Origin of the sequence: Corynebacterium sp. P4-C1, assembly GCF_030503595.1 — a bacterium.
Classification (GTDB): domain Bacteria; phylum Actinomycetota; class Actinomycetes; order Mycobacteriales; family Mycobacteriaceae; genus Corynebacterium.
The window spans coordinates 1,736,247-1,760,347 of the sequence record NZ_CP129966.1 but is presented as its reverse complement, the minus strand read 5'-3'; the positions used below and the strand labels follow the sequence as shown (position 1 = coordinate 1,760,347).

The following is a 24,101-nucleotide window of genomic DNA, read 5'->3' as shown; positions in this document are numbered from 1 at the left end:
GCCTTTGCCCCATGACCACCCCAGAGGAACGCCGCCCAGGTGCGGCAGACGTGGATGTGCGCCCGTTGCCGTTGAGCAGCCCGACAGGCCCCGGAGCATGGCACTCTGTGGGCACCCTCCCCGGAGAAGGGGCAACCGCGATCACGTGGGAGCTTTCCGACGGCCAGGCCCCTGGCGTTCTTTACCCCGGCGCAGTGAACACCGAGCGTAAAAGTGTTTTGTTAGGCATTGATCTGCACGACAATGGGTTCACCCCAGAATTTGAGAAAGTTGAGCCGGAAGCGTTCACGCTGACCGGATTCAACACTTCCAAGGCGGGCGAAGCCCGTGTCTTCGCCGGCTCCCTTTTCGGCAAGACATCCCCGGCTGATCTTCCCGGCGGTGTCGTCGGTGCGGAATTACGAATCGACCCTCACGAAGAATTCGTCTTCGTCGTCGACCATGATTTCGCGCATGCGCTTCTCGCCGTCAGCGGTGACGTGTACCTCGAGGATATTTCATTGGCTCCCGAGACAATGGGTTTTGTCAATAAAGGCGAAAAGACTCTCCACATCATCAACGCGGGAGACGACATTGCTGTTGCGCTGCTGCTCGGAGCCAACGTCGACTGAAGTGGACATTCTCCACTGTTTCCGGCGCGCAACCACAGTCCTGTGCCCCTAGACTTGCAACCATGATCCTCACGCTGCTCATGACCATGGAGGGCTCCCGCCCGGAGATCTCACGGCTGATCAACGTCGAAGATGATGTCCATCTGGGCGAATTCGCGCCCATTATCGACGCCGCGTTCGGCTTCACTGGCACCGCGTCGCACCTGTACATGGGCAGCACCGGGGGAGAGACCGCGGTCTTCTCCGCGAATCCCAGTGGTGGGGAACACCAGGAATCCGAATTCACTCTTGGCGACATCGACGCGATGACGTACGTCTACGACCCGGCGGCGAACTGGAATATCAAGCTCGAGATCTTGGGTGTCTCGGACATCGAGTCGCCGTCGCCCATGCTTATCGACGCCTTGGGTCCCGATGTCGTAGAACCCTGCGGCGGCCCCGACCTGATGACGGCGTTCCACACCGAAGCTCGCCGCCTCGCCTCCGGTCTCGGCCCCGACATGAAGGTATCGCCGCTCTTGCTCAGCTTCATGCCGGTGATGAGTCCCGAACGCCTCGTTCAGCGCTTGTCCCACGCCGACCACACCACGGTCGCCGAGCGCATTGCGTTCACCGCCGAGACCGTATTCGACGAACCTGAGGACGGCGTCTCTGACGACTCCCACACACCGGAGCTGTCCGAGGAATTCGACTCTTTCATGGAGACCCGCCCTGACCTGCAGCAAATCCTCGCTCTTGACCCAAACCCGGAGCGGAACCCGACGCTGATCGCCGCCATATCCGAATTTTTCTCCGACCATTCGCCGGCGTTGATGGAGGACAACCTCTACCCGTTCACGCGCATCGTCGCCAATATCCGCGCTTTTATCTACCACTGCGCGGAACCAATCCGCCTGACACCGAAAGGCACGTTGCGCTCGCCGGACGTGCGCTCGCTTGCCGACACCCTCAGCCTGGACGTAGGACCCGGCAACCACCGCGAAGAAGCTGTCCCCGCTCTCGGCGCCCTGCGCACCTTCCTACAGTTCGCAGACCTTCTCGTCACTCATGACGGCATGCTCGAATCCAACGAGGAGGCCCTCGAACTGGCAACGAACGCCGAGTCGGTGCTCTACATGTTCGAGGAGGAGTTCTTCCGCTTCTGCGCCGTCAACCAGGATGACGACGGCGAGCACGTTCTCACATGGGCCGCGAACGTGGCTGGCCTCGGCGGTCCCGCTGCCTTTCTCACTCCGCCGAAAGATCCGGTGTTCACCGTGAATCTGCTCATTGCCCTCGGTATTTATGAGCCGGCGTCGCCTGTAGCCGCACCTGTTCTCACCGAACCGGGTAGGGGAGTGCTGACGATCCTCCTCGACTTGGACTAGCTGCTCACCACCAGGTACAGCCCTAGCCCTCCGAGAACTGTCATGCCGGTCGTGACGGCGAAGACCCCGAAAACATTCGCGTCGACTCGTTCGTCGCTCAGCCCCCGCGCCTCGGAGCGGTACTCCGCCCGGTTGCGGGCGATGATCACCAACGAGAGCACCGCAAGTACGCCTATCGCTCCGAACACCAGCGAAGAATAGGTCTCTGACCAGCGCAGAAGCGTGAGTGAGCAGACCATCATCGCCAATGCCGTCCGCGTCCATGCAAGAGCGGTCCGCTCCGGCTGCAGTCCGGCATCCGCTACAGGAATGGACGGTCGAGCCATCTTGAAGCCTCCTTTGCTTACAGGCACACGAACTGGACGCTAGAACAGGGCTATGAGGACCACGATGCTGGCCAAACCAACTCCCAGCCCTAAGACCGGGACGATGCCGGGGGCGGGGAGGGGACGATCGTGCCGCAGGGAGCGCTCAATGCGCACCCACCGGATGGCCGAACCGAGAGAAATAGCCGCGCCCACGAGAATCAGGACGACAGAGGCGGCGGTGCGCCACCGCTCGTCGACACCGGGGAGCGCGAAGGCCTCGAGGGCGATTCCTCCGGCTAGGAAAGCTAGCGCGGTGCGCGTCCACGCTAGAAAAGTGCGTTCGTTGGCGAGTGTGAAGCGCGGGTCGGGCTCGTTGCCCGTCGGGAACACGGTGCGTGTAAACCAGCCACGATCGCTCATAGCCCACAGTCTAGAGCCGCTCTAGAGCTGCTTCACCTTGCTCGGGTCTCCGAGACTGTCACCTGCGGCGACGAGGCCCAGGAAAACTGCGACAGCCGCGAATGTCAACGTGATCCACAGGCGGTGGAGTCTCGGCCCGCACCACCGCGCAATAGTCGCGCCGACGAAGGCGCCGAGGGTGTTCATTATGAAATCGTCGATATCCGTGTAGCCCAGGTGCGCGAAGAATTGGGTCGCCTCAATCGCCAAGCTGAAGAGGCCGCCGACGATTGTCGCCCATTTCACCCGGTCGAAGATGATGTAGAGCATCAACCCGACCGGCACGAAGAACGCCAAATTTCCGCAGTACCCGAAGAGCGGCCCGAACCACGACGACGCGGTGAACACCTCGTGGAACGGAATGAAGGAGTGCCCGACAAACGGTTGTTTCGCTGGGTCCCACAGGTATCCGATGCGGAAGAACTGCTTCAGCATCGTCAGCGAGACGACTACGCCCGAGTAGGCGAAGAGAGCGCCGATGGCGGCTCCCCGGGTGGCCCGCTGTTTCCCCTGCACCGGCTACTTCACCACCAGGTTCACCATTCGGCTGGGCACGACAATGGTCTTGACCACGTTCTTTCCCTCAATGAGGCCGGCAACGCGCTCGTCGGCAAGCGCAATGCCCTCAATCTCATCCTTCGACGCCTCAGCCGGAACGTCGACGCGCGCGCGGACCTTTCCGTTGATCTGGACGGGGATCTCCACGGTGTCGTCGACAAGCAAGCTCTCATCGAAGGTCGGGAAGTCCTCGAATGTGATCGTGTCGTCGTGCCCGAGCAGCTTCCACAGCTCTTCGGCGATGTGCGGCGCAACGGGGGAGACCATCTGGACGAGCGGCTCCACTGTTTCACGTGAAACATTCACGCCGTCCTTGCTCTCGCGAGCCTTGGTCAGATAGTTGACGTACTCGATGAGCTTCGCCACGACCGTGTTATCGCGCAGGTGCTCGTAGTCGTCCCGCACTCCGGCGATCGTGCGGTGAAGCTGCTTCGCGTCGTCGTCGCTCATCGGCTCGTCGGTGACGGTGACCTCCCCGGTCTCTTCGTCGACGACAAGGCGCCACAGACGCTGGAGGAAACGGTGCGCACCGACGACATCCTTCGTCGCCCACGGGCGGGACGTGTCCAGCGGACCCATCGACATCTCGTAAACACGCAGCGTATCTGCACCGAAGTCGCGCGCGATGTCATCCGGTGCCACGGCATTCTTCAGGGACTTGCCCATTTTGCCGTACTCCTGGTTGACCTTTTCGCCGTTGTGGAAGAACTTTCCCTCCTTTTCCTCGACCTCGGCGGCCGGGACATAGACTCCGCGCGAGTCCGTGTAGGCGTACGCCTGGATGTAGCCCTGGTTGTACAGGCGGCGGTAGGGCTCCTTGGAGGTGACGTGACCCAGGTCGAAGAGCACCTTGTGCCAGAAACGGGAGTACAGGAGGTGCAAGACTGCGTGCTCGACACCGCCGACATAGAGGTCCACGCCGCCCGGATCGTTCGCGCCGTGCTTCTCCGGCTGCGGGCCTGTCCAATAGCGCTCGTTCTCAATATCGCAGAAGACCTCGGCATTCGTCGGGTCGATGTACCTCAGCTGGTACCACGAAGAACCCGCCCACTGAGGCATCACATTGGTGTCGCGTGTGTACTGCTTCTCGCCGTCGCCGAGGTCCAGCGTCACATTGACCCAATCGGTGGCCTTGGCCAGCGGGGGAGAGGGCTCCGAGTCGGCGTCGTCTGGGTCGAAGGACACCGGGTTGTAGTCCTCCACCTCCGGCAACTCGACCGGCAGCATGGATTCCGGCAGAGCGTGCGCCACGCCGTTCTCGTCGTACACGATCGGGAAAGGCTCACCCCAGTAGCGCTGACGGGCAAACAGCCAATCGCGCAGTTTGTACTGGATGCGCTCAACGCCGGCTTGCTTATCGACGATCCACTCAATCGCCTTCTCGATCGCCTCGCCTTTGCCCAGACCGTTCAGGTCCAGACCGTCTTCATTGGACGAGTTGATGTGCGGACCGTCCTCCGTATACGCGGCTTCCTCAATATTTCCCCCATCGAGAACGGGGACGATGGGCAAGCCGAAAACCTTTGCGAATTCGTAGTCGCGCTCGTCGTGCGCCGGCACCGACATGACCGCGCCCGTGCCGTAGCCGGTGAGCACGTAGTCGGCGATGAACACCGGCACTTGCTTCCCGTTGACGGGGTTAGTGGCGTTCGCGCCGAGAAAGACACCGGTCTTCTCCTTGTTCTCCTGGCGCTCGACGTCGGACTTCGCCGCGATCGCACGCTTGTAGGCCGCCACAGCCTCCTTCGGCGTCGTCTCACCGTAGGTCCACCGCTTATCGACGTCCGCCGCGTACTCCTCCGCCACGAGCCCATCGACGAGGTCGTGCTCGGGCGCGAGAACCATGAAGGTCGCGCCGAACAGAGTGTCCGGACGGGTAGTGAAGACGTCGATCGCGTGCTCAGCGCCGTCGTTGCCCACCGCCTGGAAGGTGACCTCCGCACCGCGGGAGCGGCCGATCCAATTGCGCTGCATGGCCTTGACCTTCTCAGGCCAGTCCAACAGTTCAAGGTCGTCGAGCAAGCGGTCCGAATAGGCGGTGATGCGCATCATCCACTGGCGGAGGCGCTTACGGAAGACCGGGTAGTTGCCGCGCTCCGAGCGACCCTCTGCGGTGACCTCCTCGTTCGCGAGCACCGTACCCAGGCCCGGGCACCAGTTGACCATGGAGTCGGAGAGGTAGACGAGACGGAATTCATCGACCGCTTGCTGCTTTTCTGCCGGCTCAAGCTCGCCGTAGACGCGTCCGTCTTTAGTGGTGCGTTCACCGGATTCCAGCTCGTCGATCAATTCCGCGATCGGCCGGGCTTTCTGCTGCTCCTCGTCGAACCAGGAATTGAAGATCTGCAGGAAGATCCACTGCGTCCACTTGTAGAACTCCGGGTCCGTCGTGGCCACGGAGCGCCGGCGGTCGTGACCCAGGCCGAGAGCGTCGAGCTGGCGGGTCATGTTCTCAATGTTCGCCATCGTCGTTGTGCGGGGGTGTGTTCCCGTCTGGATGGCGTATTGCTCGGCCGGCAGTCCGAAGGCGTCATAGCCGAGGGTGTGCAGGACGTTCTTGCCCAGCATGCGGTTGTAGCGCGCGAAAACGTCCGTGGCGATGTAGCCCAACGGGTGGCCGACATGCAGGCCCGCACCTGAGGGGTAGGGGAACATGTCCTGGACGTTGAGCTTGTCTGCCCGAAGCGGGTCCCCGCCCGTCGACGGCGCTAGGGGACCGACGGGGTTCGGAGCGTTGAACGTCCCGTTGTCGATCCAGTACTTCTGCCATTTTTGTTCGATCTCGTTGGCAAGGCCCGCCGAGTAGCGGAACGCCGGTCCAGTAGCGCTAGTCATGCTTAGCCAGTGTAGTAGGCCACGCCGGCGAGCACACCGGCCGGAGGGCTTAACGATGTTTCACGTGAAACACCTTCCGGTGGCTTAGCTCTCCAGCCACTCCACGATCTCGTCGATCCTGCTTAGGTCGACGCGGTCAATGCCTTCACCGAAGGTATCGATCAGCATCTGATCGTTCACCGACGGCTCATCCAGCTCCCTCTTCTTGTCGATGCGGGACTCCAAAATGGCATAGTGCTCGGGCTCGAGTTCCGAATAGTTGATGCGGCCGGGGAGATACACGCGCTTCACGTGGTCGGCCAGATCACCGAGGATGCTGCCGGCCTGGTCGAGTTCCGCGTTCACGCCGTCGAGCGCCATGCCGACTGCTGCGAGGCACACCTTCCGCTTTTCGACGACATCCGCACCCAACTCGTTCAGGAATTTCGCCCCGCGGACGAAGGAGCCGTGGACAGGGGAGAAGACGACGATGGGGTCGGACGACGCGGCATCGATAAGCTCGGCGCTGTTCTCGTTGATCTCGTGGGCCTCGACACCCAGTCGATCCGCGAGCGCTTCCGCGTACTGCTTAGTGGAACCATAGAGCGTGGCGTAAAAGATAGTGGTCATATCTCTACGCTAACCGCGTTTCCGCGGTCTTACCATGTGTGATTGCCCACCCACTGGACAATCGGCTCGATCCGTGAGAGATCGACCCGGTCGACGTCCTTGCCGTAGGTGTCAACGATCATCTTCTCGTTCTCACCCTTAGCGCCCGTGAGCTTAAGCCCGAACACGATACCCTCCATAATCTTGTGGTGCTTTTTGCTCAGCTCGGAGTAGTTCAAGCGCCCCGGCAAGTAGAACCGGGAGACCCACTGTGCGCGGTCGCCCAGCAGCTTGCCCGCGGGGTCTTGGGACTGCGCGACGTGGTCCAGAGTCATTCCGACCGTTGCCAGGGCGACGGGGCGGTAGCGGAGCACATCCTCCGAGAGTGCCTTGATGAGCTTCACCCCTGGGTGCGCCGGGCCGTGGACAGGGGAGAGGATGATGAGGGGGTCGGGTGAGGCGGCGCTGATTAGTGCGGCCGTATCATCCGTGATCTCCTCCGCGCTCTTTCCGAAGTGCTCGGCGAGCGCATCCGCGTATTGCTTTGTGGAGCCGTAGAAGGTGGCGTAGAAAATGGAGACCATGCATCCATGTTACGGCTAACGCGCTCCGGAAAAGCAGAGTTGAGAATGACGAGCGCTAAAAGGACGAAGAGCTGCCGGCGGCGGTAAATCCGGACGATGCGACTCCCGGGGACGTTCCGCCGGAGGAGCTGTGGCTCTCGTGGGTCTGAACATTGCTGTCATGCCAGTCGTTCATGACGATGAACGGCACATAGCCGTAGTAGTTGTAACCACTGTCGTAAATAGCGGGTTTACGCAGGGGCTCGTATTCCTTCACGTCGGAGAACTCGCGTCGCTTCACTTCACCCAAGAGCAAGCGGTAATCGCCAAGCACGCGGACGAACTCGTCCACGAAGCCGGGAGCGGCCGGGTCCGCGTCGAGGGCACCGATGCGCTGCTCGAGGCTAACCAAGTCGGATTTGAGTTGCCCGTCTTTCACCTTGTGCTTGGCCAGGATCACATCCTCCCGGATGTCCGTCAGCGCCGCCCGCCGGGACGCAGGATCGCCCCGTTCGATCTCGAAGAGACGGTTGATGTTGTCTTCGGCGTTGGAGACGTGCTCCACTGACGTCGCGGCCTCACGCAGTTTCTTGTGGTTGCGCAACGCTTCCTTGTCGTCGTCGATCTTGATGTCGCCGATTCCGCCGGTTCCGCTGACCGCATCGTGGTAGCTGAAGAACGTGTCGCGGACTTCGTTCCACTGCTTACGCAGCTCCGCGTCCGCGAAGGAGGAGGATACGGAGTTCGCGCGGATATCGATTTGGTCGAGCCGGCCAGCGAGTTCCGCGTATTCCGTGGTGACGGATTCATAGTCTTCACGCGCCTGGGCGATCTTCTTCCGACGGCTGTTCGTTACACCGATGGCAATGGCGCTACCCGCTGTTCCCAATCCGAGCCCGGCAGCGCCGAGACCGAGCGCCGTCCCGACCCGGTCATCCTGTGCACTCTCCACGTCATAGTTGGCGGCAGCCTGCGTGTCCATCGCTGTCCGGGCCGCGGCGAAGAGTCCTGCGGGGATGTTGCCGTCCTCCACTCCCGGCTTCATGGCATCGAGAACCTGCTCGTCGCGCTGGCCGTAGTCGACGCGGAGTTGAGCCGCGACGTCATCGCCGTAGTATCCAAAGGCTCGGCGGGGGTCGAGGCCCACACCGATGATCATGGTGCCGTCGGCGAAGCGAACATCTTGGTTGTCCGCATTGCCGATCATCTCGGGGTAGGTATCGCGGACAAACTCCTCGACCGTGTCGAGAACGTTCTCGCGGTTCTCCGCGAACACCATGTAGTGCAGATCCTTCACCACTGCCGGGCGGTCGAGGCGCTCCGCATCCTTCACCATGCGGGCCTCATCCTCGGGAGAGAGAACGTCATCGGGGTCGTCAATCGTCACCTGCGGGGCGGCACCTTGCTCGACCGCAATCGAGCCGGACTCTGGCACATCCGTGATGGCGTAGCCCGCCGCGCCGCCAGCAACCGCCAACGCCGCCGTGATTCCGAGTGCTCCTGCGATCTGCTTTCCGTTCATGAGCACATCTTAACGCCCTGAATGGAATTCGATCCCAAAGAAAAACCGGCTGATGTTTCACGTGAAACATCAGCCGGCGGGGGTGCGGAAGGGGAGGGGCTAAGCGACGGTGGCGTCGTCAAGCTCCTCGCGCTTCGCGCTGTGGCCCTCGATCTTGCCCGCAGCGAAGCGATTGAGCACGAGCGCGATCGCGCCGTCACCCGTGACATTCGCCGCGGTGCCGAAGGAATCGATCACGATGTAGGCGGCGATCATCAGCGCGACCATGTCGTCGTTGAAGCCGAGCATGGAGGCGAGGAGGCCGGTGGCCGCCATGATCGCTCCGCCGGGAACACCCGGTGCCGCGATCATCATGATTCCCAGCAGGAGGATGAAACCGAGGGAAAGGCCCCACGGAACATCCATGCCGCCCATGTAAATCACCGCGAAGGCGTAAAGCCCGATCTTCATCATCGAGCCAGACAGGTGGATCGTGGCGCAAAGCGGCACAACGAAACCGGCGACGTTCTCGTCCACCTTGTTGTTCAGCGTGGAACGCAACGTGACCGGGATCGTCGCCGCCGACGAGGACGTGCCCAGCGCAGTGAAGTACGCGGGCAACATGTTGCGCAGCGCGGTGAACGGATTCACTCCGGCGACAGCACCGGCTATAAGGTACTGCACCACCAGGAGCACGATCGTCATAATCACCGACAGCACCAGCACCTTGCCGAACGCCGCCATCGTGGCACCGAGGTTCTCGTTCATGCCCAGGTTGAGGAAGATGCCGAAGATGAACAGCGGCAACAGCGGGATGACGAATGATGTGACCACCTTCATGATCACGTTCTCGAGCTCCGTGGCCACCTTGTACATGGTGTCGGACTTGACAGCCGTCATGGCGAGACCGATGCAGAATGCGAGCACCAAAGCAGTCATCACCTCGAACGGCGCAGGAATCTCCACCTCGAAGAACGGGGCGAGCGCCCCTTCTTCCACGTCGTCCACATCCGTGACCAACTGCTGGTCGCCGAGCAGCCACGGATACAGCACCGCAGACAGTGCCCAGGCGATCAGGCCGGAGATCACTGTGGAGCCATAAGCGATACCGGCAGTGATTCCCAACCACTTGCCGGCACCGCGGCCCAGACCGGCGATCGCCGGGGTGATCAGCGCGAAGATGAGGACAGGAACGAAGAATCCCAGGAAATTGGCGAAGAGCCCGTTGAACGTGATGAATATACGGGCGAGCCATTCGGGGAAGAAGAAGCTGCAGCAGACGCCGAGCACGATGGCCACGACGATCCAGAACAGCAGCGACCTCGTGATCGACTTGGTGTTCATGTTTTACCCTTTGCTCGGTTTGCCTTGGTTCAGGCGGGGAACGGGAAATGAATAAGGCGACACTGCGCTTTATTATTTTCTATTCTTCCCGACGGCACCCTACAGATGAAATCTGGTGTTTCCGCAGGACCCCCGAACACGTGCCCCGAGTCACACGAAAGTAGACTCTGAAATTATGACTGGTGTCGCAATCGGTGTCGTTTTCATTGTCTTCGCACTCGCCCTTCTCATCCCGGGTCTGCTCGCTGCCCTGGGCCGTCTGCCCGGCAACAACGTTGTGGGCCTCCACGTTCCGGAAGTGCGTAAGGACGAAGAGATTTGGGTGCAGGCGCACAAGGTGGCGGGACCGTATTTGATCCTCGGCGGCCTCGCTCTCGCGTTCGGCGCTGCATTTGCATTCATCGCCGACGGCTGGCTCTGGGCAGGCCCGGTGGTCCTCGCACTCGTGGGCATCGCGGCTGTCGCCGCCGCCGGAAACCAGGGCGCCCGCGCAGCGAAGCTCTTTGCCCAGGCGAAAGATGCAGAAAACGGCGCTGAAGCCGCAACCGCCCATCCCGCTCCTCAGGTGGATCTCGGGGCGCTGCGAAACGCCGCCCGCCGCGCGGACGACAGGTAGTCTCAACAGCAGAAAGGAGGCAGCCGTGAGCAAGTTCCGCCCGCAGGTGACGCACATGGACGTGCGCTACCACGCTGACGCGTCGAGCCTGTTCGCATCCATAGGCGGCACGGACATGACGGACACCGTGCTTTTGGAGAGTGCCGACATCACGACGAAGTCCGGACTGCAATCGGTCGCGGTCCTCGGCGCATCGCTGCGCGTCACGTGTAACGGCCCCGACGTGGCAGTGGAGACGCTCAGCCCCGACGGGGAGGCGATCGCCGACCAGCTGCACGAGCGGCTCGGCAATTTCGCCACGGGAAAGCGCACATTCAGCTTCCCGGTCTCGGACACAGCCGACGAGCGTGAACGTCTCATTGCCCCGAGTTCCGCGGATGTTCTGCGCGCACTGACCACCGAGGCTGGCTACGCCGACACTGAGCACGGCACGCTGCCCATGCTCGCCGGGGGTTTCGCCTTCGACTACCTCGCCACCTTCGAGCAGCTCCCGGACGTCGCCGAGAGCACCAACACGTACCCCGATTACCAATTCATTCTCGCCGATATCGTCCTCACGATCGACCACCGCGCGAACACGGCGCGGCTTACGGCGGTCGACGGGGGAGCGGGAGACGTCGATAAGCGAATGCGCGAGATCGCCGCGCGTATCGACGCCGCCGAGCCCCCAGCCCCCCGACCCTCCAGCGCCGGAGGACCTTTGCGCGTAGAGGCGAGCGTCGACGACGCAGAGTTCCGGCGCGACGTGGAAAAGCTCAAAGGCAATATTTATGACGGCGACATCTACCAGGTGGTGCCGGCCCGCTCTTTCACCGCGGAGTGCCCCGGCGCGTTTGCCGCGTACCAGTGCCTGCGGGAGACGAACCCGTCGCCGTACATGTTCTACGCACGGGGCTTGGACCGTAATGGCGAGCCTTACGAACTCTTCGGCGCCTCCCCGGAATCGAACCTCAAGTACGATTCCACCACACGCGAGGTGCAGTTGTACCCAATTGCCGGAACGCGGCCCCGCGGCGAGACCCACGAGCTGGACACCCGGATGGAACTCGAGCTCCGCACGGACGCGAAGGAGATCGCCGAGCACACGATGCTCGTCGATCTCGCGCGCAACGACATGGCCCGCGTCGCGGAGCCCGGAACCCGGCAGGTGCGCGAGCTCTTGCAGGTGGACCGCTATTCCCGCGTCATGCACCTCGTTTCGCGCGTCACTGCGACCCTCGCCCACGATCTCGATGCACTCGACGCGTACCGTGCTTCAATGAACATGGGCACGTTGACAGGAGCCCCGAAACTGCGGGCCACCGAATTGCTCCGCGAGCTCGAAGGCAAGCGCCGCGGCTCGTACGGCGGAGCAGTCGGCTACCTGCGCGGCAACGGGGACTTCGACACCTGCATCGTCATCCGCTCGGCCTATGTGCACGGGGGAGTGGCCACCGTGCAGGCCGGAGCAGGGGTCGTGCGCGACTCCGTGCCGCAGGCCGAGGCCGATGAAACCCTGCATAAGGCATACGCCGTGCTCAACGCCCTAGCAATGGCCTCCGGCCGCGAAGTGGAGGTGGTCCGATGACCGCGCGCATTGTTCTGCTGGATAACCGTGACTCTTTCGTCTACAACCTCGTCGACGCGTTGTCGACGCTTCCGGAGGCCGAGTTCACGGTCTTCCGCAACACCGTCAGTGCCGACCACATCTTAGCCGCCGACCCTGACGTCATCATTCTCTCGCCCGGCCCCGGGTATCCCGCCGATGCCGGCTGCATGATGGAACTCATCGAGCGCGTTCAGGGGCGAATTCCGCTTTTGGGCATCTGCCTCGGATACCAAGCGCTGATCGAGCATTTCGGGGGCCGCGTCACTCCTTGCGGGCCAGTGCACGGCATCAGCGAGGCAATGCAGCTTACCGACGAAGGCATCAACCACCCCCTCTTCGCTGGCCTGACCACCGACTCAGGTCCCCAGCATGGCGGTGTTCCGGGGCGGCGTGTGCCGGTGGCGCGGTACCACTCCCTCGGAACCGTTGACATCCCCAACGGAATGGTCGCTTTGGCGCGAACCCCCACCGACATCGGGGAAGTAGTCATGGCGGCTGAATCGACGGACAAGATGTCGATCGGCCTTCAGTTCCACCCCGAATCGATACTGACACCCAAGGGACCTGTGCTTTTACAACGCTGCGTGGATCAATTGTTGGTATGCGCCAAGAAAGGTGATCACAATGGCTAAGCAAACCTCACTAAAAACGCTCAGAGAATTCCTTGACAACAGGAACCCGACCCTGGACGAAGCAACCGCTGCTTTCGTCCCGCTTACAGTGGGTGACTACGACGATGTGCACATCGCCGCGCTACTGGCCACCGTGCGCACCCGCGGCGAGACATTCGCGGACATCGCCGGGGCCGCCAAGGCCTTCCTCGCCGCCGGCCGACCATTTCCAATCACGGGCAAAGGCCTCATGGACACGGCCGGCACCGGCGGCGACGGCAAGAACACAATCAACATCACCACCGCCGCCTCCCTCGTCGCCGCCGCCGGGGGAGTGAAGATGATCAAGTGCGGCAACCGTTCAGTGTCCTCGAAGTCTGGGTCGGCAGACGTCCTCGAGGCGCTGAATATTCCTCTTGACCTGGATCCGGACCGCGCCGTCCGCCAGTTCGACGCTTCCAATTTCACGTTCCTTTTCGCACCTGCGTATAACCCGGCTATCGCCCATGTCCAGCCGGTTCGAAAGTCTTTGGGTATCCCCACCTTGTTCAATACCCTGGGCCCACTGCTTTCCCCCGGCCGTCCCGAATACCAGATTATGGGTATCGCGAACCCGGACCTTGGCCAGACAATCGCCGAGACCATGCGGGAGCTTGGCCGCGGCCGTGCCATGATCGTTCACGGCGCCGGCACCGATGAACTGGCAGTTCACGGCGAAACCCTCGTGTGGGAGCTCGACCGCGAAGGGAATATCGAGCACTACACCATCTCGCCCGAAGACATGGGTCTTCCCACCTATGCCCTCGAGGAGCTCGAAGGTGGCGACGGCGAAGAAAACGCCGCCGCTATCCGAGCGATTTTCGACGGCACGGCCCCCGACGCGCACCGGGATGCCGTCGCCGCGACCGCGGGTGCGATTTTCTACCTCTACGAGCTCGACCCCGACATCAAGACCGGTGTCGAGCGCGCAAAGAGTTTGCTTGCCGACGGCTCCGTCCGCCAGTGGCTCGCCACCCACGAAGGAGCCGATTACAGTGGCTGAGTTCCAGGCTCCTGACCAGCATGGATTCGATCCTCGCCATGCTCAGGGATTACCGACTGTCCTCGAGGACATCGTTACGTCGCGAAAACGTCACATTGACGAAATTCGGGCACGGATCTCGCACGTGAATCCTTCGCAGCTTCCGCGCTCCGAACGTTCACTCTACGAATCGCTGGCCCGCCCTGGCACCCGGTTCATCATGGAGTGCAAATCATCTTCGCCATCCCTCGGCATGATTCGCGAGCACTATTTGCCGGGTGAAATCGCCTCCACCTATTCACGCTACGCCGCCGGCATTTCGGTTCTTTGCGAACCGGAGCGCTTCGGGGGAGATTACGACCACCTCGCCACCGTAGCCGCGACCACTCATTTGCCGGTACTGTGCAAGGATTTCATCATTGATCCCGTGCAAATTCACGCGGCACGGTACTTCGGCGCAGATGCCATCCTGCTCATGCTCAGCGTTCTCGACGACGAAGAATACGCCGAACTCTCCGCCGAGGCCCACCGCTTGGGCATGGACGTGCTCACCGAGGTCATCAATGAGGAAGAGGCAGCGCGCGCTACGAAGCTCGGCGCCAAGATTTTCGGAATCAACCACCGGAATCTCCACGACCTCACCATCGACCTCGATCGTTCCGCACGCCTGGCTCCTTTAGCCCCCGAGGGCGCACTCATCGTCTCCGAATCCGGTATCCGCGATGTAGAGACTGTCCGCAGCCTAGGGGGACACTCCGACGGTTTCCTCGTCGGCTCTCACCTCACTGGCACCCCGGACATTGATTGGGCAGCGCGAATGTTGGTGTACGGACCGAATAAGGTCTGTGGCCTCACTTCTCCCACCGCAGCTCAGGCCGCACGCGCAGTCGGCGCCGTCTACGGCGGACTCATCTTCGAGGAGGCCAGTTCCCGCAATGTTTCACGTGAAACAGCGAAGAAAATCATCGCGAATGAGACCGGTCTCCACTACGTGGCAGTGAGCCGCCGCACCGACGGATGGGAGGATCTCGTCTTCCCTGGTATACGCGCACTCCAAATCCACTCGCCATTCCAGGGATCGTTGGAAGCCGAGCGCGAATTCATCGAGTCGGTCCGAGACACCGTTCGCGCACTCGATCCCGACATTGAAATCTGGCGCGCCGTCTCCATGTCCGATCCTGACGGTCCGGCGGTCGCGGAAGGGCTGGCAGGAGACGTCGATAAGCTCGTCCTCGACGCAAAGGACGGGGGCTCCGGAACCGGTTTCGACTGGGCCGCAATCCCCGATAGCGTGCGCGGACACTCCCTCCTGGCCGGGGGACTGGGTCCGGAAAACATCCAGGATGCGCTGGCCGTCGGATGCTTGGGCGTCGACCTCAACTCCGGCGTCGAGTATCCGTCCGGAGCCGGCCAATGGTCCGGCCACAAGGACGCGGGGGCGTTGCGCACCACCTTCAACCGAATCAAGAACTTCCACTACTAAACCCAACTAGCCATACCAACAAGGACTCAACATGACTGACTCCACAGATGCACGCGCCGGCGGAAACACCATTCTGCCTGCGTACTTCGGTGAATTCGGCGGGCAATTCGTCGCCGAATCTCTACTTCCGGCGCTCGACCAGCTCGAGAAAGCGTTCGTCGATGCCTGGAACGACGAGGAGTTCATGACCGAGTACCGCGGACTGCTGCGCGACTACCTGGGCCGGCCGACGCCCCTGACCGAGGCGAAGAACCTGACCAAGGACAACGACTACGCCCGGATCTTCCTCAAACGCGAGGACCTCGTGCACGGGGGAGCGCACAAGACGAACCAGGTGATCGGGCAGGCATTGCTGGCGAAGAAGATGGGCAAGAAACGCATCATCGCAGAAACTGGCGCGGGTCAGCACGGTACCGCCACAGCGCTGGCCTGCGCGCTTATGGATCTGGATTGCGTGATCTACATGGGCGCCAAGGACATGGATCGGCAAGCCCCCAATGTGTACCGGATGCGTCTCATGGGAGCCGAGGTTATCGGCGTCGATTCCGGTTCCGGCACGCTCAAGGATGCCGTCAATGAGGCCCTGCGCGACTGGACCGCGACCTTCCACGACTCGCACTACCTGCTCGGCACCGCTGCCGGCCCCCACCCGTTCCCGACGTTGGTTCGCGAGTTCCACAAGGTCATTTCGGAGGAGGCGAAGGCCCAGATCAAGGAACGCACAGGGGGACTTCCGGATGTCGTCGTCGCGTGTGTCGGTGGTGGATCCAACGCGATCGGAATGTTCGCGGACTTCATTGAGGAGCAGTCCGTCGAACTCATCGGTGCCGAACCGGGCGGTGAAGGCATGGACACGGGCAAGCACGGCGCAGCCATCGCTGCAGGTACCGTAGGCATTCTGCACGGAACCAAGTCCTACCTCATGCGGGATTCCGACGGACAAATCAAGGAGTCCTACTCAATTTCGGCGGGCCTCGACTACCCGGCCGTCGGCCCACAGCACGCCCACCTGGCGAAGACCGGCCGCGCCAAGTACGTGCCCGTCACCGACGGCGACGCCCTGCGCGCATTCCAGATGTTGTCCCGCCATGAGGGCATCATTCCCGCGCTCGAGTCCTCCCACGCTCTCGCGTACGCACTGCAGCGCGCCGAGGAGGCGAAGGCCAAGAGAACGCCGACGACTATTCTCGTCTCACTGTCCGGCCGCGGCGACAAGGACGTCGCCCACGTCCAGCAGACGCTCGAAGCCCACCCGGAATACGTTTTGAACACCTCGGAGGAGAAATGATGTCCCGCTTCAGCACGCTATTCCAGGCCCTCGAGGCCAAGAACGAAGGTGCATTCGTCCCTTTCGTCATGCTCGGTGACCCGTCCGCGACCGACGCCGTGGAAATCATCAGCACGCTTGTCGACGCCGGCGCCGACGCCCTCGAGCTCGGCATCCCCTTCTCCGACCCTGCAGCTGACGGCCCGACCATCCAGAAATCGCACTTGCGGGGGTTGGACGGAGGCGCGAACGTCGATAAGTGCTTCGAGCAGATCCGCGAAATCCGCAACCGCTACCCGGAGATCCCGATCGGAATGCTGGTCTACGCGAATGTGCCGTACGTGCGCGGGCTGGACAAATTTTACGGCGAGCTTCACGACGCCGGCGCCGACGCAGTGCTCATTCCCGATGTCCCCGTCCGCGAGGGCGCGCCATTCATTGAGGCCGCCACCGCCGCAGGGATCGATCCGGTGTTCATCGCCCCGGCACAGGCGCGCCCCGAAGTGCTCGAAGGTGTCGCCGCGCAGTCCCGCGGTTACATTTACGCGGTCTCGCGCGACGGTGTCACCGGCGCAGAGAAGGAATCGCAGACGCAGGGGCTTGCCGACGTCGTCGCCAACATCTCCTCCTACGACGGCGCCCCCGTGCTGCTCGGGTTTGGCATATCCACCCCACAGCACGTCTCCGACGCCATCGCCGCCGGTGCGGCAGGCGCGATCACGGGGTCGGCGATTGCCAAGATCATCGACACCCACATCGATTACGCGCACCCGAACCCTGGCACCGTCCGCGACATGGAGGCGCTGAGATCCGAGCTGCGCGAGTACACCGCCACCATGAAGCAGGCTACGATCAAATCATGACCGAATTCTCCTGCTCCCGCCGCGCGCTCCTACTCGGCACCGCGACGACATTCGCCGGTGCCTTCCTCGCCGCCTGCGGTAAGGAGCCCTCGGCTGAAGTCGCCGCGACCCAGGTTCCCGTGGGAAGCGCCGTGATCGTGGACAACGTCATCATCGCCCAGCCCAATGAGGGCGAGTTCGTCGCTTATTCCACGAAGTGCCCGCACCAGGGAAGCCCCATCACGCAGGTGGACGGCGACACGGTGCGCTGTCCGTCGCACGGTTCCGTGTTCAACATTGCCACGGGCGAGCCCGTTTCCGGCCCGGCGGCGACCGGTATGACCACTGTCCCTGTAAGAGACGACAACGGCACCGTCATCGCGGGCGAGGCATAGACACGGCAAGTACTTCAGACCAGAAAAACAGGGATTTTTTCGATGCGCCTTTTCGTGAAGACAATCTTCACCGCCCCCGACGGATCCGGCTTGGTCAATGTCGCCGAACTCGAAGAAATCGACGACACCCGCACCACGTGCCGCATGCTCCGCATGATCGAACTGACTCCTGACAACACGATCGTCGGTGCGTTCGTCGACGGCCAGGTGCACGGCAGCGCTAACACACCTCTCGACGTCGTCCCGCACCCCGACAAGCTTGCCGGTTTCGAGGACATCGACCACCAGATTCTCGACGCGCACGACTTCGCCGGTCTCTGGGCTGAAGCACAGACACTGTTTCCGAGCCTGCCCTGACACTTGCTTCCCGACGGGCCTGAGCTCTGCACCGCGGTTTCGGATCTCTAGAACGGCGGCTTGCCCTCTTTTGCCTGCTTGACCTGCGATTCTCCATCCACCTCCTCAAGCCGATCAGGGCGGAAGGGGAATTCCAGCCCGTAGTATTTCTCCAGTTCGGCGATCGCCTCGAGACACTCTTCGAAGGTGATGGGGGAGAGATCGCCGGTTTCGGTGTTGTCCTCAGTGTTCTTTACAGTGTTCTTGACGGAGGGGTGGGGTTCGCGGTTCTCGTAAGCGTCGATAAGCGTGTGGCCCTTCGCGAAAAAATGGGCCTTTTTTCTCTTGCTGCGCAGAATGTCTTCGGTTGAGGCCCGCCATCGCGGTGCGGTAGGGGTGACCTGGGTGCCGATGAAGCCTTCGGGTTCGGTTCGGGCGTAGGTTCCGTCGTCGAAAAGCCAAATGATTTCGCCGGTGACCGGGTCGGGGACGTAGAAGGCGCGTCGATCGGTCTTCATGTTGTGATGGTGTGCACAAAGGCAGTAGAGATTAGCCGCATTGGTCTGGCCGCCGTCATCGTAGGGGATGCGGTGATCCAGCTGACAGCTCCACGCGGAACGGGTGCAACCAGGGAAGATGCACTTTCCGTCGCGCCCGCGGACATACGCTTTGACCTTGTCGGGGGCGACGTAACCGGCGACCGTATGATGCTTGGCTTCCTCCAAGTCGATGATCCGGTCCACCATGCAGTGGAAGGCCTCCGTCGCCGCGGCCGTGGTCCAGCCGAAGCCGGGGATGAAGACACTCTTGGTCGGATCGGGCACACCGTTGACCAAGGGCACGTAGCCGTAGATGGTTGCGGAAGTGGGCTCGGCTTTTCCAAAAATAAGCAGGTCAAGCGCCTCCCACTGGGACACGCCGAGCTCACGCGCGGTGGCGTTGATCTCGGCGCGCATGGCGGCGACCTTCGCCTTGTCTCCCGCGACGTTCATATAAGCGTTTCCGGGTTCACCCGAGCCGGACGGAGGAACGTCGAAGGAGATGGCGCCTTCTCCCGGACCGAAGGGGTCGGTCTTTTCCTCTCTTTCCTTCCGCTTCTTCAGGTCGTAACCGGCTTCGGAGTCGAAGTCGGCGATCATCACGTTGATCCGGCGGGTGATGGCGGTGATGGTGGGGAGCTGCTGGCCCATCTTGGTGGGGGTGAACAACGCCGTCAGCATGTCGTCAAACTTGTCGTAGACTTCGTCGAGCACGTTCAGCCCCAAGTCAGCGAGCCCGTCGCTCACCGCGGCGAGCCGCTCGATATCCAAGCGATGGTGTTCGAGCTGCAATTCGCGCAGCTTTGGCAGGTTGCGCAAGCCCATATACGCCGTGATTGCAGTGTCCACGCGGGACTTGCTCATTCCCGTCTGCGTGCTCACCTGGGCGATTTCACGGTCATGGTCGCGCGAGTAGAAGCTCTCAATCGGTTCGGAATAGCGGGCGAAGATCGCGGTCTGCTCCCGGCAGATAGCCATGCCGGCGCGACAGATCGAATCCTCCAGGTTCTCGGTGGCAAAAAATGCAGGTTTTTTCGAGTCCTGCTCATTGGTGCTGGCAGAAGAGGTGTCAGGATTAGTCGGGGAGTAGGTCGGGTCGCGGTCAGTCTTTCTATTTTCGGGTGGTCTCGCTGTAGTCATTGCGGTGGCCTTCAGTGAGTGTTTGTTCGGTTGTATAGAACACTCTTTCATACTGTCCGGACACAGCCTGCAGACAAATGTCACCGTTTAGCTCACTTGTTCGACTCCCAATGCGAACGCCCAGCTCACCCCTGTGGATAACTTTTGTATTCGAACGCGATCCGCGCGACTAACGCGGCAGATTCGCCTCAAGCTGGGCGCGCACGTCGCCTCCGAACTGCGCAATATTCGCTTGAGCATCAGCCTGCAAACGCGAAATGTCAGCGGCAGTGGGGAATTGGATCAACCCCGCCTGGTCAGCGGCCACAACCCCGCCAAGAAGACCAGCCAGCACACCGGCAGCGATCCACCAATTCAGTGCCGTGCCCAGCTGCTGACCACGCGCCGCGTCCCACTTCAGGGAGCTACCGAGGACAGTGTTCGCGGAGCCATTGCTCTCGTACTTGGCCACATTGTCGTCGACAGCCGCCGTCCGCTCATCGAGATCGTCCCGAATATTCAGACCGTAGATCGACTCGATAATCGGCGAGAAGAACCCCTTACGCGTCGCCTCGGCCCATTCGGTGCGCAGCTCCTCATCCGTCGCCATGCTGGAATGCTCGGAGCTGTGGGCGGGGGAGCTTAGCTCAAGAAGCGGCTTGATCGAGCTGCGCTGATCGACGGGACGCTCCACACCAGCATGCGCAGGCACAGCACCCCCAACAAGTGCGACGGACAGGGCGGCAGCGACGGCGCGGCGCTTCATTAAATGCTCCTTAACAGCAAGATTCTGGCACAGCAAGCATAGAACCTACGCGCCGTACCAGCAGCACGTTCACGGAGAATTCACCCGAGGAGCAAGAAGCATTTGCTTATCGACGCCTCACCCTAGGCGGCAGACCACCTCCTAGAAAACCAGGTTGACCAGTGCCATGTAAGTCAGTGTGCCAGCGAGAATGGACAGGCCTGCGCGCCGTTTCCAGGCATGCAGCACGAGAGTGAACACCGCGGCGATGAGGCCGGCCCCGATCCCACCTGGGTTCTCGCGGGAAGAGGACAGGCAATAGACAACCAAAACCGTCATCACGCCCACAGGCATTGTGGCCCCCAGGAATTGAATGACCGGGCTGTCCTTGAGCAGGCGCAGGAATGAAAAGGGCAATGCGCGCAGCAAAACGGTGACAATGCCCACCGGAATAAGGACGGCGGCCACCATGCTGAGGGAAACACCAGCGGGAAGGCCCATGTTCACCGGCCCCCTTTGGAATGCATCCGCAGCTCGACAGCCCGGTCGAGATCCGGCCGGGCATAGCGCAGTAAGAGAACGAGGAAGTACACGGTAAGGGCGACCATCAACAGCCAGTTCGGGGCGACGAGCGCTACCACGGCGGCGATGACGGCGGCCGTCAAAGGCAGCGAGAAGTCCCGGTTAGAGGTGAACGCCTCGTAGGCCAACACCACAAAGAGAGCGGTGAGGGCGAAGTCCATACCCTGCACCTCCGGGGGAATGACGACTCCGAGGAGGGCACCAACGATGCCGGGGATCACCCACAGCAACTGGCAGACAATCTGCACCGTGAGGATGCGGGTGCCGGTGGGCTGAGCCGAATCAGCGCCGATGGGCTGTGTGGGGGTGTGGGCGGAGATGACGGCGTAGGTTTCGTCGGTAAGCGCGTAGGTGGAGTACGCGCGGCCGAGAGGCGAGGAAATACGGTGGCGGGGAAAGGTGAGGCCGTAGAAAATGTGGCGGAAATTCACCATGAAGCCGGTGACCGCAGCCGATAGTGGACCGACGCCGGCGGAAACGAGCTGCACAGCGAGGAACTCCATCGACCCCGCATAGATGACGACAGAGAAAATGGGCGTCCACCACCACGCGAAGCCAGCTTGGGTCATGACCAGGCCGAATGCGAGGCCGAGGGGAATCAGCCCAAGGCCGACCACCCACAGGTCTTTGAGGGCGGCGCGGATCTCGTGGCGGTTCTCGTGGGTCATGGACGAAAGGCTAATTGTCCTCGAGGTCGGCGGGGAAGGTCGAGAAGAGGGGCAGGGGCATCGGCTGGCGGCGCATCACGTCGCTGTACAGGTCGGCGGCAGCGGGGGCCACGACATCGGTGGGGAGGGCGGGTGCGACGTACCAGTCGCCGCGTTCGATTTCCTCGTCTAGCTGCCCCGGGGCCCACTCGGCGTAGCCGGAGAAAATGCGCATGCCCTCGAGAAGCCCGTCGACGTCCGCAGGGTCCTTGCGGAGATTGACGTGCACGAGGCGGTTGGCCAGACGGGTGAACTGCGGATGGTCCTCGATGACCGTGCCGGTAGAGGTCATGCCGACGGCGACAGCGGCTTGCGGGTTGACGGGACCGCCGATATACAGGGCCTGCGGCTTTGCCACGTGGGGCAGCCAGTCGGGAAGGACGGAGTGCACGGCCACCTCGGAGCGGCGGTTGAGGATGACGCCGAAGGTGGCGTGGGGGGAGACGTCGATAAGCAAAATGACCGTGCGGGAGAACTCGTCGGTGAGCATGCCTGGGGCGGAAACGAGCAGCATGCCCGGCGCGGGCGTTTCGCGCTCGAGCGCGGTGAACAAGCGGTCCGCGTAAAAGAACTCAGCCATTTTCCTTCTCCCACCAAGCCTTGAGCTCCGCGACGGCTTCGTCGTGGTCGAGCTCGCCGCGCTCGAGGCGCAGGTCCTTCATATACTTCCAGGCTTTGCCCACTTCGGGGCCCGGTTCGAGGCCGAGAATCTGCATGATCTCGTTGCCGTCGAGGTCGGGGCGGACGCGGGCGAGGTCCTCCTTGGCGGAGAGGTCGTCGATACGCGCGAGCAGCTCGTCGTACGTGCGGCGGAGACGCGCGGCCTTCTTCGGGTTGCGCGTGGTGCAGTCGGCGCGGACGAGGTTGTGCAGGCGGGGGAGGAGGTCACCGGCGTCCGTGACATAACGGCGCACGGCCGAATCGGTCCACTGCCCCTCGCCGAAGCCGTGGAAGCGCATGTGCAGGTAGACGAGCTGACCGACATCCTCGATGACGTGCTTCGGGTACTTGAGCTTGCGCATGCGCTTGCGAGTCATTTTCGCACCCACAACCTCGTGGTGGTGGAAGGAGACACCCCCGCCCGGCTTCAGCTCGCGCGTGTCCGGCTTGCCGATGTCGTGCATCAACGCAGCCCACCGCAACTTCAAGTCGGGCCCGTCCTCCTCGAGCTCCGTGGCCTGGCGGAGCACAGTGAGCGAGTGGGCGTAGACGTCCTTGTGCTGCATGTGCTCGTCGCGCTCGAGTTTGAGGGCGGGAATCTCGGGAAGGATATGGTCAGCCAGGCCGGTATCCACCAGCAGGTCAATGCCCTCCCACGGCTGCAGGCCCAGCATGAGCTTGTCCAGCTCGGCCTGGACGCGCTCGACGGTGATGCGGCCTATCTCCTCGGCCATGTCCGTCATCGCACGCTTCACCCGCGGGCTGACGGAAAAGCCCAGCTGGGAGACAAAACGGGCAGCACGCAGCATACGGAGCGGGTCGTCGCGGAAGCTCACCTCCGGCTCCTGCGGAGTGTCCAACGTGCGGCCCAGCAGGTCCTTCAGCCCGTCGACGGGATCGTGGAAATCGAAGGTCACGGTCGCGGAACCATCGCTGGCGGGGATTAACTCGATCGCCATGGCGTTGGCGCGGAAATCGCGGCGTACCAGGTCGCCCTCAATCGTGTCGCCGAAGGTCACTTCTGGGTTGCGGGTCACGCCGTCGTACAGGTCGGCGCGGAAAGTGGTCACCTCCACCTGCTGCCCCTGCTTCACCGTGGAAACAGTGCCGAACTCGATGCCGGTGTCCCACACGGCCTCGCCCCATTCGGAGAGAATCTTCTTGATCGTCTCCGGACGGGCCGAGGTGGTGAAGTCCAAGTCGTGGCCGAGGCGCCCCAGCATCGCATCGCGCACCGGGCCGCCCACGAGGTACAAGGACTCACCCTCCGCCGCGAACGCTGCCGCGAGCGGTCCCAACAGGTCAGCCAGCTTGCCGACGGCTCCCTCAGCCCTCGCCAACAGCGCGATGAACGCCGTCGGATCCCCCTTCTCCGGCAGGTCGAACAGTTCCACCGGGTCAGTGGAATTCTTCTGGCTGCTCATCGGGTTAGTCACCCGCCCAACCTTACAGCCCC

At 62.3% G+C, this 24,101-nt stretch carries 25 protein-coding genes; 11 read left to right on the top strand and 14 right to left on the bottom strand.

The features are described 5' to 3' along the window. Positions 1–11 precede the first annotated feature (11 nt). The gene (locus tag QYR03_RS08360) at positions 12–611 is read left to right on the top strand and encodes a hypothetical protein (RefSeq protein WP_259849405.1); all 600 of its coding nucleotides are present in this window, start codon (positions 12–14) and stop codon (positions 609–611) included. A gap of 62 nt (positions 612–673) precedes the next feature. Continuing rightward, on the top strand, positions 674–1,978 hold the full coding sequence (locus QYR03_RS08355) for a hypothetical protein (protein ID WP_301712650.1): 1,305 nt from the start codon (positions 674–676) through the stop codon (positions 1,976–1,978). Here the strand turns inward: QYR03_RS08355 and QYR03_RS08350 are convergent. The 8 genes from QYR03_RS08350 to QYR03_RS08315 form a co-directional block, all read right to left on the bottom strand. Beyond that, a complete protein-coding gene (locus QYR03_RS08350; protein WP_259849401.1) occupies positions 1,975–2,304 on the bottom strand; it encodes a DUF202 domain-containing protein in 330 nt (109 codons plus the stop codon). The two genes, QYR03_RS08355 and QYR03_RS08350, sit on opposite strands and share 4 nt — an antisense overlap. A gap of 39 nt (positions 2,305–2,343) precedes the next feature. Next, on the bottom strand, positions 2,344–2,706 hold the full coding sequence (locus QYR03_RS08345; RefSeq protein WP_301712651.1) for a YidH family protein: 363 nt from the start codon (positions 2,704–2,706) through the stop codon (positions 2,344–2,346). A 21-nt stretch (positions 2,707–2,727) separates the two neighbouring features. Then, positions 2,728–3,261 carry a VanZ family protein gene (locus QYR03_RS08340; protein ID WP_301712652.1) on the bottom strand — a complete coding sequence of 178 codons (534 nt, stop codon included), beginning with the start codon at positions 3,259–3,261 and terminating at the stop codon, positions 2,728–2,730. A gap of 3 nt (positions 3,262–3,264) precedes the next feature. Then, positions 3,265–6,138 carry a leucine--tRNA ligase gene (gene leuS / locus QYR03_RS08335; protein ID WP_301712653.1) on the bottom strand — a complete coding sequence of 958 codons (2,874 nt, stop codon included), beginning with the start codon at positions 6,136–6,138 and terminating at the stop codon, positions 3,265–3,267. An 84-nt stretch (positions 6,139–6,222) separates the two neighbouring features. Further along, positions 6,223–6,747 (bottom strand): flavodoxin domain-containing protein, encoded by a 525-nt coding sequence (locus tag QYR03_RS08330; protein WP_301712654.1) that lies wholly within the window; start codon positions 6,745–6,747, stop codon positions 6,223–6,225. A 29-nt stretch (positions 6,748–6,776) separates the two neighbouring features. Then, positions 6,777–7,310, bottom strand: coding sequence for a flavodoxin domain-containing protein (locus QYR03_RS08325; protein WP_301712655.1), 534 nt, complete (start codon positions 7,308–7,310; stop codon positions 6,777–6,779). Between the two features lie 55 nt (positions 7,311–7,365). Continuing rightward, on the bottom strand, positions 7,366–8,811 hold the full coding sequence (locus tag QYR03_RS08320) for a DUF5129 domain-containing protein (RefSeq protein ID WP_301712656.1): 1,446 nt from the start codon (positions 8,809–8,811) through the stop codon (positions 7,366–7,368). Positions 8,812–8,910: 99 nt separating this feature from the next. Further along, a complete protein-coding gene (locus QYR03_RS08315) occupies positions 8,911–10,134 on the bottom strand; it encodes a dicarboxylate/amino acid:cation symporter (RefSeq protein ID WP_301712657.1) in 1,224 nt (407 codons plus the stop codon). 175 nt (positions 10,135–10,309) lie between these two features. On the opposite strand from QYR03_RS08315, the gene QYR03_RS08310 reads away from it, so the two are divergent. From QYR03_RS08310 to QYR03_RS08270, 9 genes are read left to right on the top strand one after another with little or no spacing between them, the layout of a single operon-like run. Next, complete coding sequence (locus QYR03_RS08310; protein WP_301712658.1) at positions 10,310–10,750, top strand: SdpI family protein; 441 nt, start codon at positions 10,310–10,312, stop codon at positions 10,748–10,750. Positions 10,751–10,805: 55 nt separating this feature from the next. Then, complete coding sequence (locus tag QYR03_RS08305; RefSeq protein ID WP_301979030.1) at positions 10,806–12,317, top strand: anthranilate synthase component 1; 1,512 nt, start codon at positions 10,806–10,808, stop codon at positions 12,315–12,317. After that, the gene (locus tag QYR03_RS08300) at positions 12,314–12,970 is read left to right on the top strand and encodes an anthranilate synthase component II (RefSeq protein ID WP_301712660.1); all 657 of its coding nucleotides are present in this window, start codon (positions 12,314–12,316) and stop codon (positions 12,968–12,970) included. The genes QYR03_RS08305 and QYR03_RS08300 overlap by 4 nt, the downstream gene beginning before the upstream one ends. Continuing rightward, the gene (trpD, locus tag QYR03_RS08295) at positions 12,963–13,991 is read left to right on the top strand and encodes an anthranilate phosphoribosyltransferase (RefSeq protein ID WP_301712661.1); all 1,029 of its coding nucleotides are present in this window, start codon (positions 12,963–12,965) and stop codon (positions 13,989–13,991) included. The genes QYR03_RS08300 and trpD overlap by 8 nt, the downstream gene beginning before the upstream one ends. Further along, positions 13,984–15,453, top strand: coding sequence for a bifunctional indole-3-glycerol-phosphate synthase TrpC/phosphoribosylanthranilate isomerase TrpF (trpCF, locus tag QYR03_RS08290; RefSeq protein WP_301712662.1), 1,470 nt, complete (start codon positions 13,984–13,986; stop codon positions 15,451–15,453). Before trpD ends, trpCF begins: the two co-directional genes overlap by 8 nt. A gap of 31 nt (positions 15,454–15,484) precedes the next feature. Beyond that, complete coding sequence (gene trpB / locus QYR03_RS08285; RefSeq protein WP_301712663.1) at positions 15,485–16,741, top strand: tryptophan synthase subunit beta; 1,257 nt, start codon at positions 15,485–15,487, stop codon at positions 16,739–16,741. Then, positions 16,741–17,583 (top strand): tryptophan synthase subunit alpha, encoded by an 843-nt coding sequence (gene trpA, locus QYR03_RS08280; protein WP_301712754.1) that lies wholly within the window; start codon positions 16,741–16,743, stop codon positions 17,581–17,583. The genes trpB and trpA overlap by 1 nt, the downstream gene beginning before the upstream one ends. Further along, complete coding sequence (locus QYR03_RS08275) at positions 17,580–17,957, top strand: Rieske (2Fe-2S) protein (RefSeq protein WP_259849361.1); 378 nt, start codon at positions 17,580–17,582, stop codon at positions 17,955–17,957. The genes trpA and QYR03_RS08275 overlap by 4 nt, the downstream gene beginning before the upstream one ends. Before the next feature lie 42 nt (positions 17,958–17,999). Further along, on the top strand, positions 18,000–18,314 hold the full coding sequence (locus tag QYR03_RS08270; protein WP_301712664.1) for a hypothetical protein: 315 nt from the start codon (positions 18,000–18,002) through the stop codon (positions 18,312–18,314). A 47-nt stretch (positions 18,315–18,361) separates the two neighbouring features. Here QYR03_RS08270 and QYR03_RS08265 read toward each other — a convergent pair whose 3' ends face one another. From QYR03_RS08265 to QYR03_RS08240, 6 genes are all read right to left on the bottom strand, one after another. Beyond that, entirely contained in the window at positions 18,362–19,972 is a 1,611-nt protein-coding gene (locus tag QYR03_RS08265) for an HNH endonuclease signature motif containing protein (RefSeq protein ID WP_301712665.1), read from the bottom strand. A gap of 169 nt (positions 19,973–20,141) precedes the next feature. After that, positions 20,142–20,717 carry a hypothetical protein gene (locus tag QYR03_RS08260; RefSeq protein WP_301712666.1) on the bottom strand — a complete coding sequence of 192 codons (576 nt, stop codon included), beginning with the start codon at positions 20,715–20,717 and terminating at the stop codon, positions 20,142–20,144. A gap of 141 nt (positions 20,718–20,858) precedes the next feature. Next, the gene (locus QYR03_RS08255; protein WP_259849350.1) at positions 20,859–21,197 is read right to left on the bottom strand and encodes a branched-chain amino acid transporter permease; all 339 of its coding nucleotides are present in this window, start codon (positions 21,195–21,197) and stop codon (positions 20,859–20,861) included. 2 nt (positions 21,198–21,199) lie between these two features. Next, entirely contained in the window at positions 21,200–21,946 is a 747-nt protein-coding gene (locus QYR03_RS08250) for an AzlC family ABC transporter permease (RefSeq protein ID WP_259849349.1), read from the bottom strand. A gap of 10 nt (positions 21,947–21,956) precedes the next feature. After that, positions 21,957–22,565 (bottom strand): YqgE/AlgH family protein, encoded by a 609-nt coding sequence (locus QYR03_RS08245; protein WP_259849347.1) that lies wholly within the window; start codon positions 22,563–22,565, stop codon positions 21,957–21,959. Continuing rightward, positions 22,558–24,069, bottom strand: a complete 1,512-nt coding sequence (locus QYR03_RS08240) for a CCA tRNA nucleotidyltransferase (protein WP_259849516.1) — start codon at positions 24,067–24,069, stop codon at positions 22,558–22,560. Before QYR03_RS08240 ends, QYR03_RS08245 begins: the two co-directional genes overlap by 8 nt. Between the last annotated feature and the right edge of the window lie 32 nt (positions 24,070–24,101).

Excerpts from the sequence above, each read along its gene's own strand:
- QYR03_RS08350 (WP_259849401.1), bottom strand. The coding sequence starts at position 2,304 with ATGGCTCGACCGTCCATTCCTGTAGCGGATGCCGGACTGCAGCCGGAG.
- QYR03_RS08270 (WP_301712664.1), top strand. The coding sequence starts at position 18,000 with ATGCGCCTTTTCGTGAAGACAATCTTCACCGCCCCCGACGGATCCGGC.
- QYR03_RS08330 (WP_301712654.1), bottom strand. The coding sequence starts at position 6,747 with ATGACCACTATCTTTTACGCCACGCTCTATGGTTCCACTAAGCAGTAC.
- QYR03_RS08275 (WP_259849361.1), top strand. The coding sequence starts at position 17,580 with ATGACCGAATTCTCCTGCTCCCGCCGCGCGCTCCTACTCGGCACCGCG.
- QYR03_RS08325 (WP_301712655.1), bottom strand. The coding sequence starts at position 7,310 with ATGGTCTCCATTTTCTACGCCACCTTCTACGGCTCCACAAAGCAATAC.
- QYR03_RS08300 (WP_301712660.1), top strand. The coding sequence starts at position 12,314 with ATGACCGCGCGCATTGTTCTGCTGGATAACCGTGACTCTTTCGTCTAC.
- QYR03_RS08355 (WP_301712650.1), top strand. The coding sequence starts at position 674 with ATGATCCTCACGCTGCTCATGACCATGGAGGGCTCCCGCCCGGAGATC.
- QYR03_RS08315 (WP_301712657.1), bottom strand. The coding sequence starts at position 10,134 with ATGAACACCAAGTCGATCACGAGGTCGCTGCTGTTCTGGATCGTCGTG.
- QYR03_RS08345 (WP_301712651.1), bottom strand. The coding sequence starts at position 2,706 with ATGAGCGATCGTGGCTGGTTTACACGCACCGTGTTCCCGACGGGCAAC.
- trpB (WP_301712663.1), top strand. The coding sequence starts at position 15,485 with ATGACTGACTCCACAGATGCACGCGCCGGCGGAAACACCATTCTGCCT.
- trpD (WP_301712661.1), top strand. The coding sequence starts at position 12,963 with ATGGCTAAGCAAACCTCACTAAAAACGCTCAGAGAATTCCTTGACAAC.
- QYR03_RS08255 (WP_259849350.1), bottom strand. The coding sequence starts at position 21,197 with ATGGGCCTTCCCGCTGGTGTTTCCCTCAGCATGGTGGCCGCCGTCCTT.
- QYR03_RS08305 (WP_301979030.1), top strand. The coding sequence starts at position 10,806 with ATGGACGTGCGCTACCACGCTGACGCGTCGAGCCTGTTCGCATCCATA.
- trpA (WP_301712754.1), top strand. The coding sequence starts at position 16,741 with ATGTCCCGCTTCAGCACGCTATTCCAGGCCCTCGAGGCCAAGAACGAA.
- leuS (WP_301712653.1), bottom strand. The coding sequence starts at position 6,138 with ATGACTAGCGCTACTGGACCGGCGTTCCGCTACTCGGCGGGCCTTGCC.
- QYR03_RS08310 (WP_301712658.1), top strand. The coding sequence starts at position 10,310 with ATGACTGGTGTCGCAATCGGTGTCGTTTTCATTGTCTTCGCACTCGCC.
- QYR03_RS08250 (WP_259849349.1), bottom strand. The coding sequence starts at position 21,946 with ATGACCCACGAGAACCGCCACGAGATCCGCGCCGCCCTCAAAGACCTG.
- QYR03_RS08260 (WP_301712666.1), bottom strand. The coding sequence starts at position 20,717 with ATGAAGCGCCGCGCCGTCGCTGCCGCCCTGTCCGTCGCACTTGTTGGG.
- QYR03_RS08265 (WP_301712665.1), bottom strand. The coding sequence starts at position 19,972 with ATGACTACAGCGAGACCACCCGAAAATAGAAAGACTGACCGCGACCCG.
- QYR03_RS08360 (WP_259849405.1), top strand. The coding sequence starts at position 12 with ATGACCACCCCAGAGGAACGCCGCCCAGGTGCGGCAGACGTGGATGTG.
- QYR03_RS08320 (WP_301712656.1), bottom strand. The coding sequence starts at position 8,811 with ATGAACGGAAAGCAGATCGCAGGAGCACTCGGAATCACGGCGGCGTTG.
- QYR03_RS08245 (WP_259849347.1), bottom strand. The coding sequence starts at position 22,565 with ATGGCTGAGTTCTTTTACGCGGACCGCTTGTTCACCGCGCTCGAGCGC.
- QYR03_RS08240 (WP_259849516.1), bottom strand. The coding sequence starts at position 24,069 with ATGAGCAGCCAGAAGAATTCCACTGACCCGGTGGAACTGTTCGACCTG.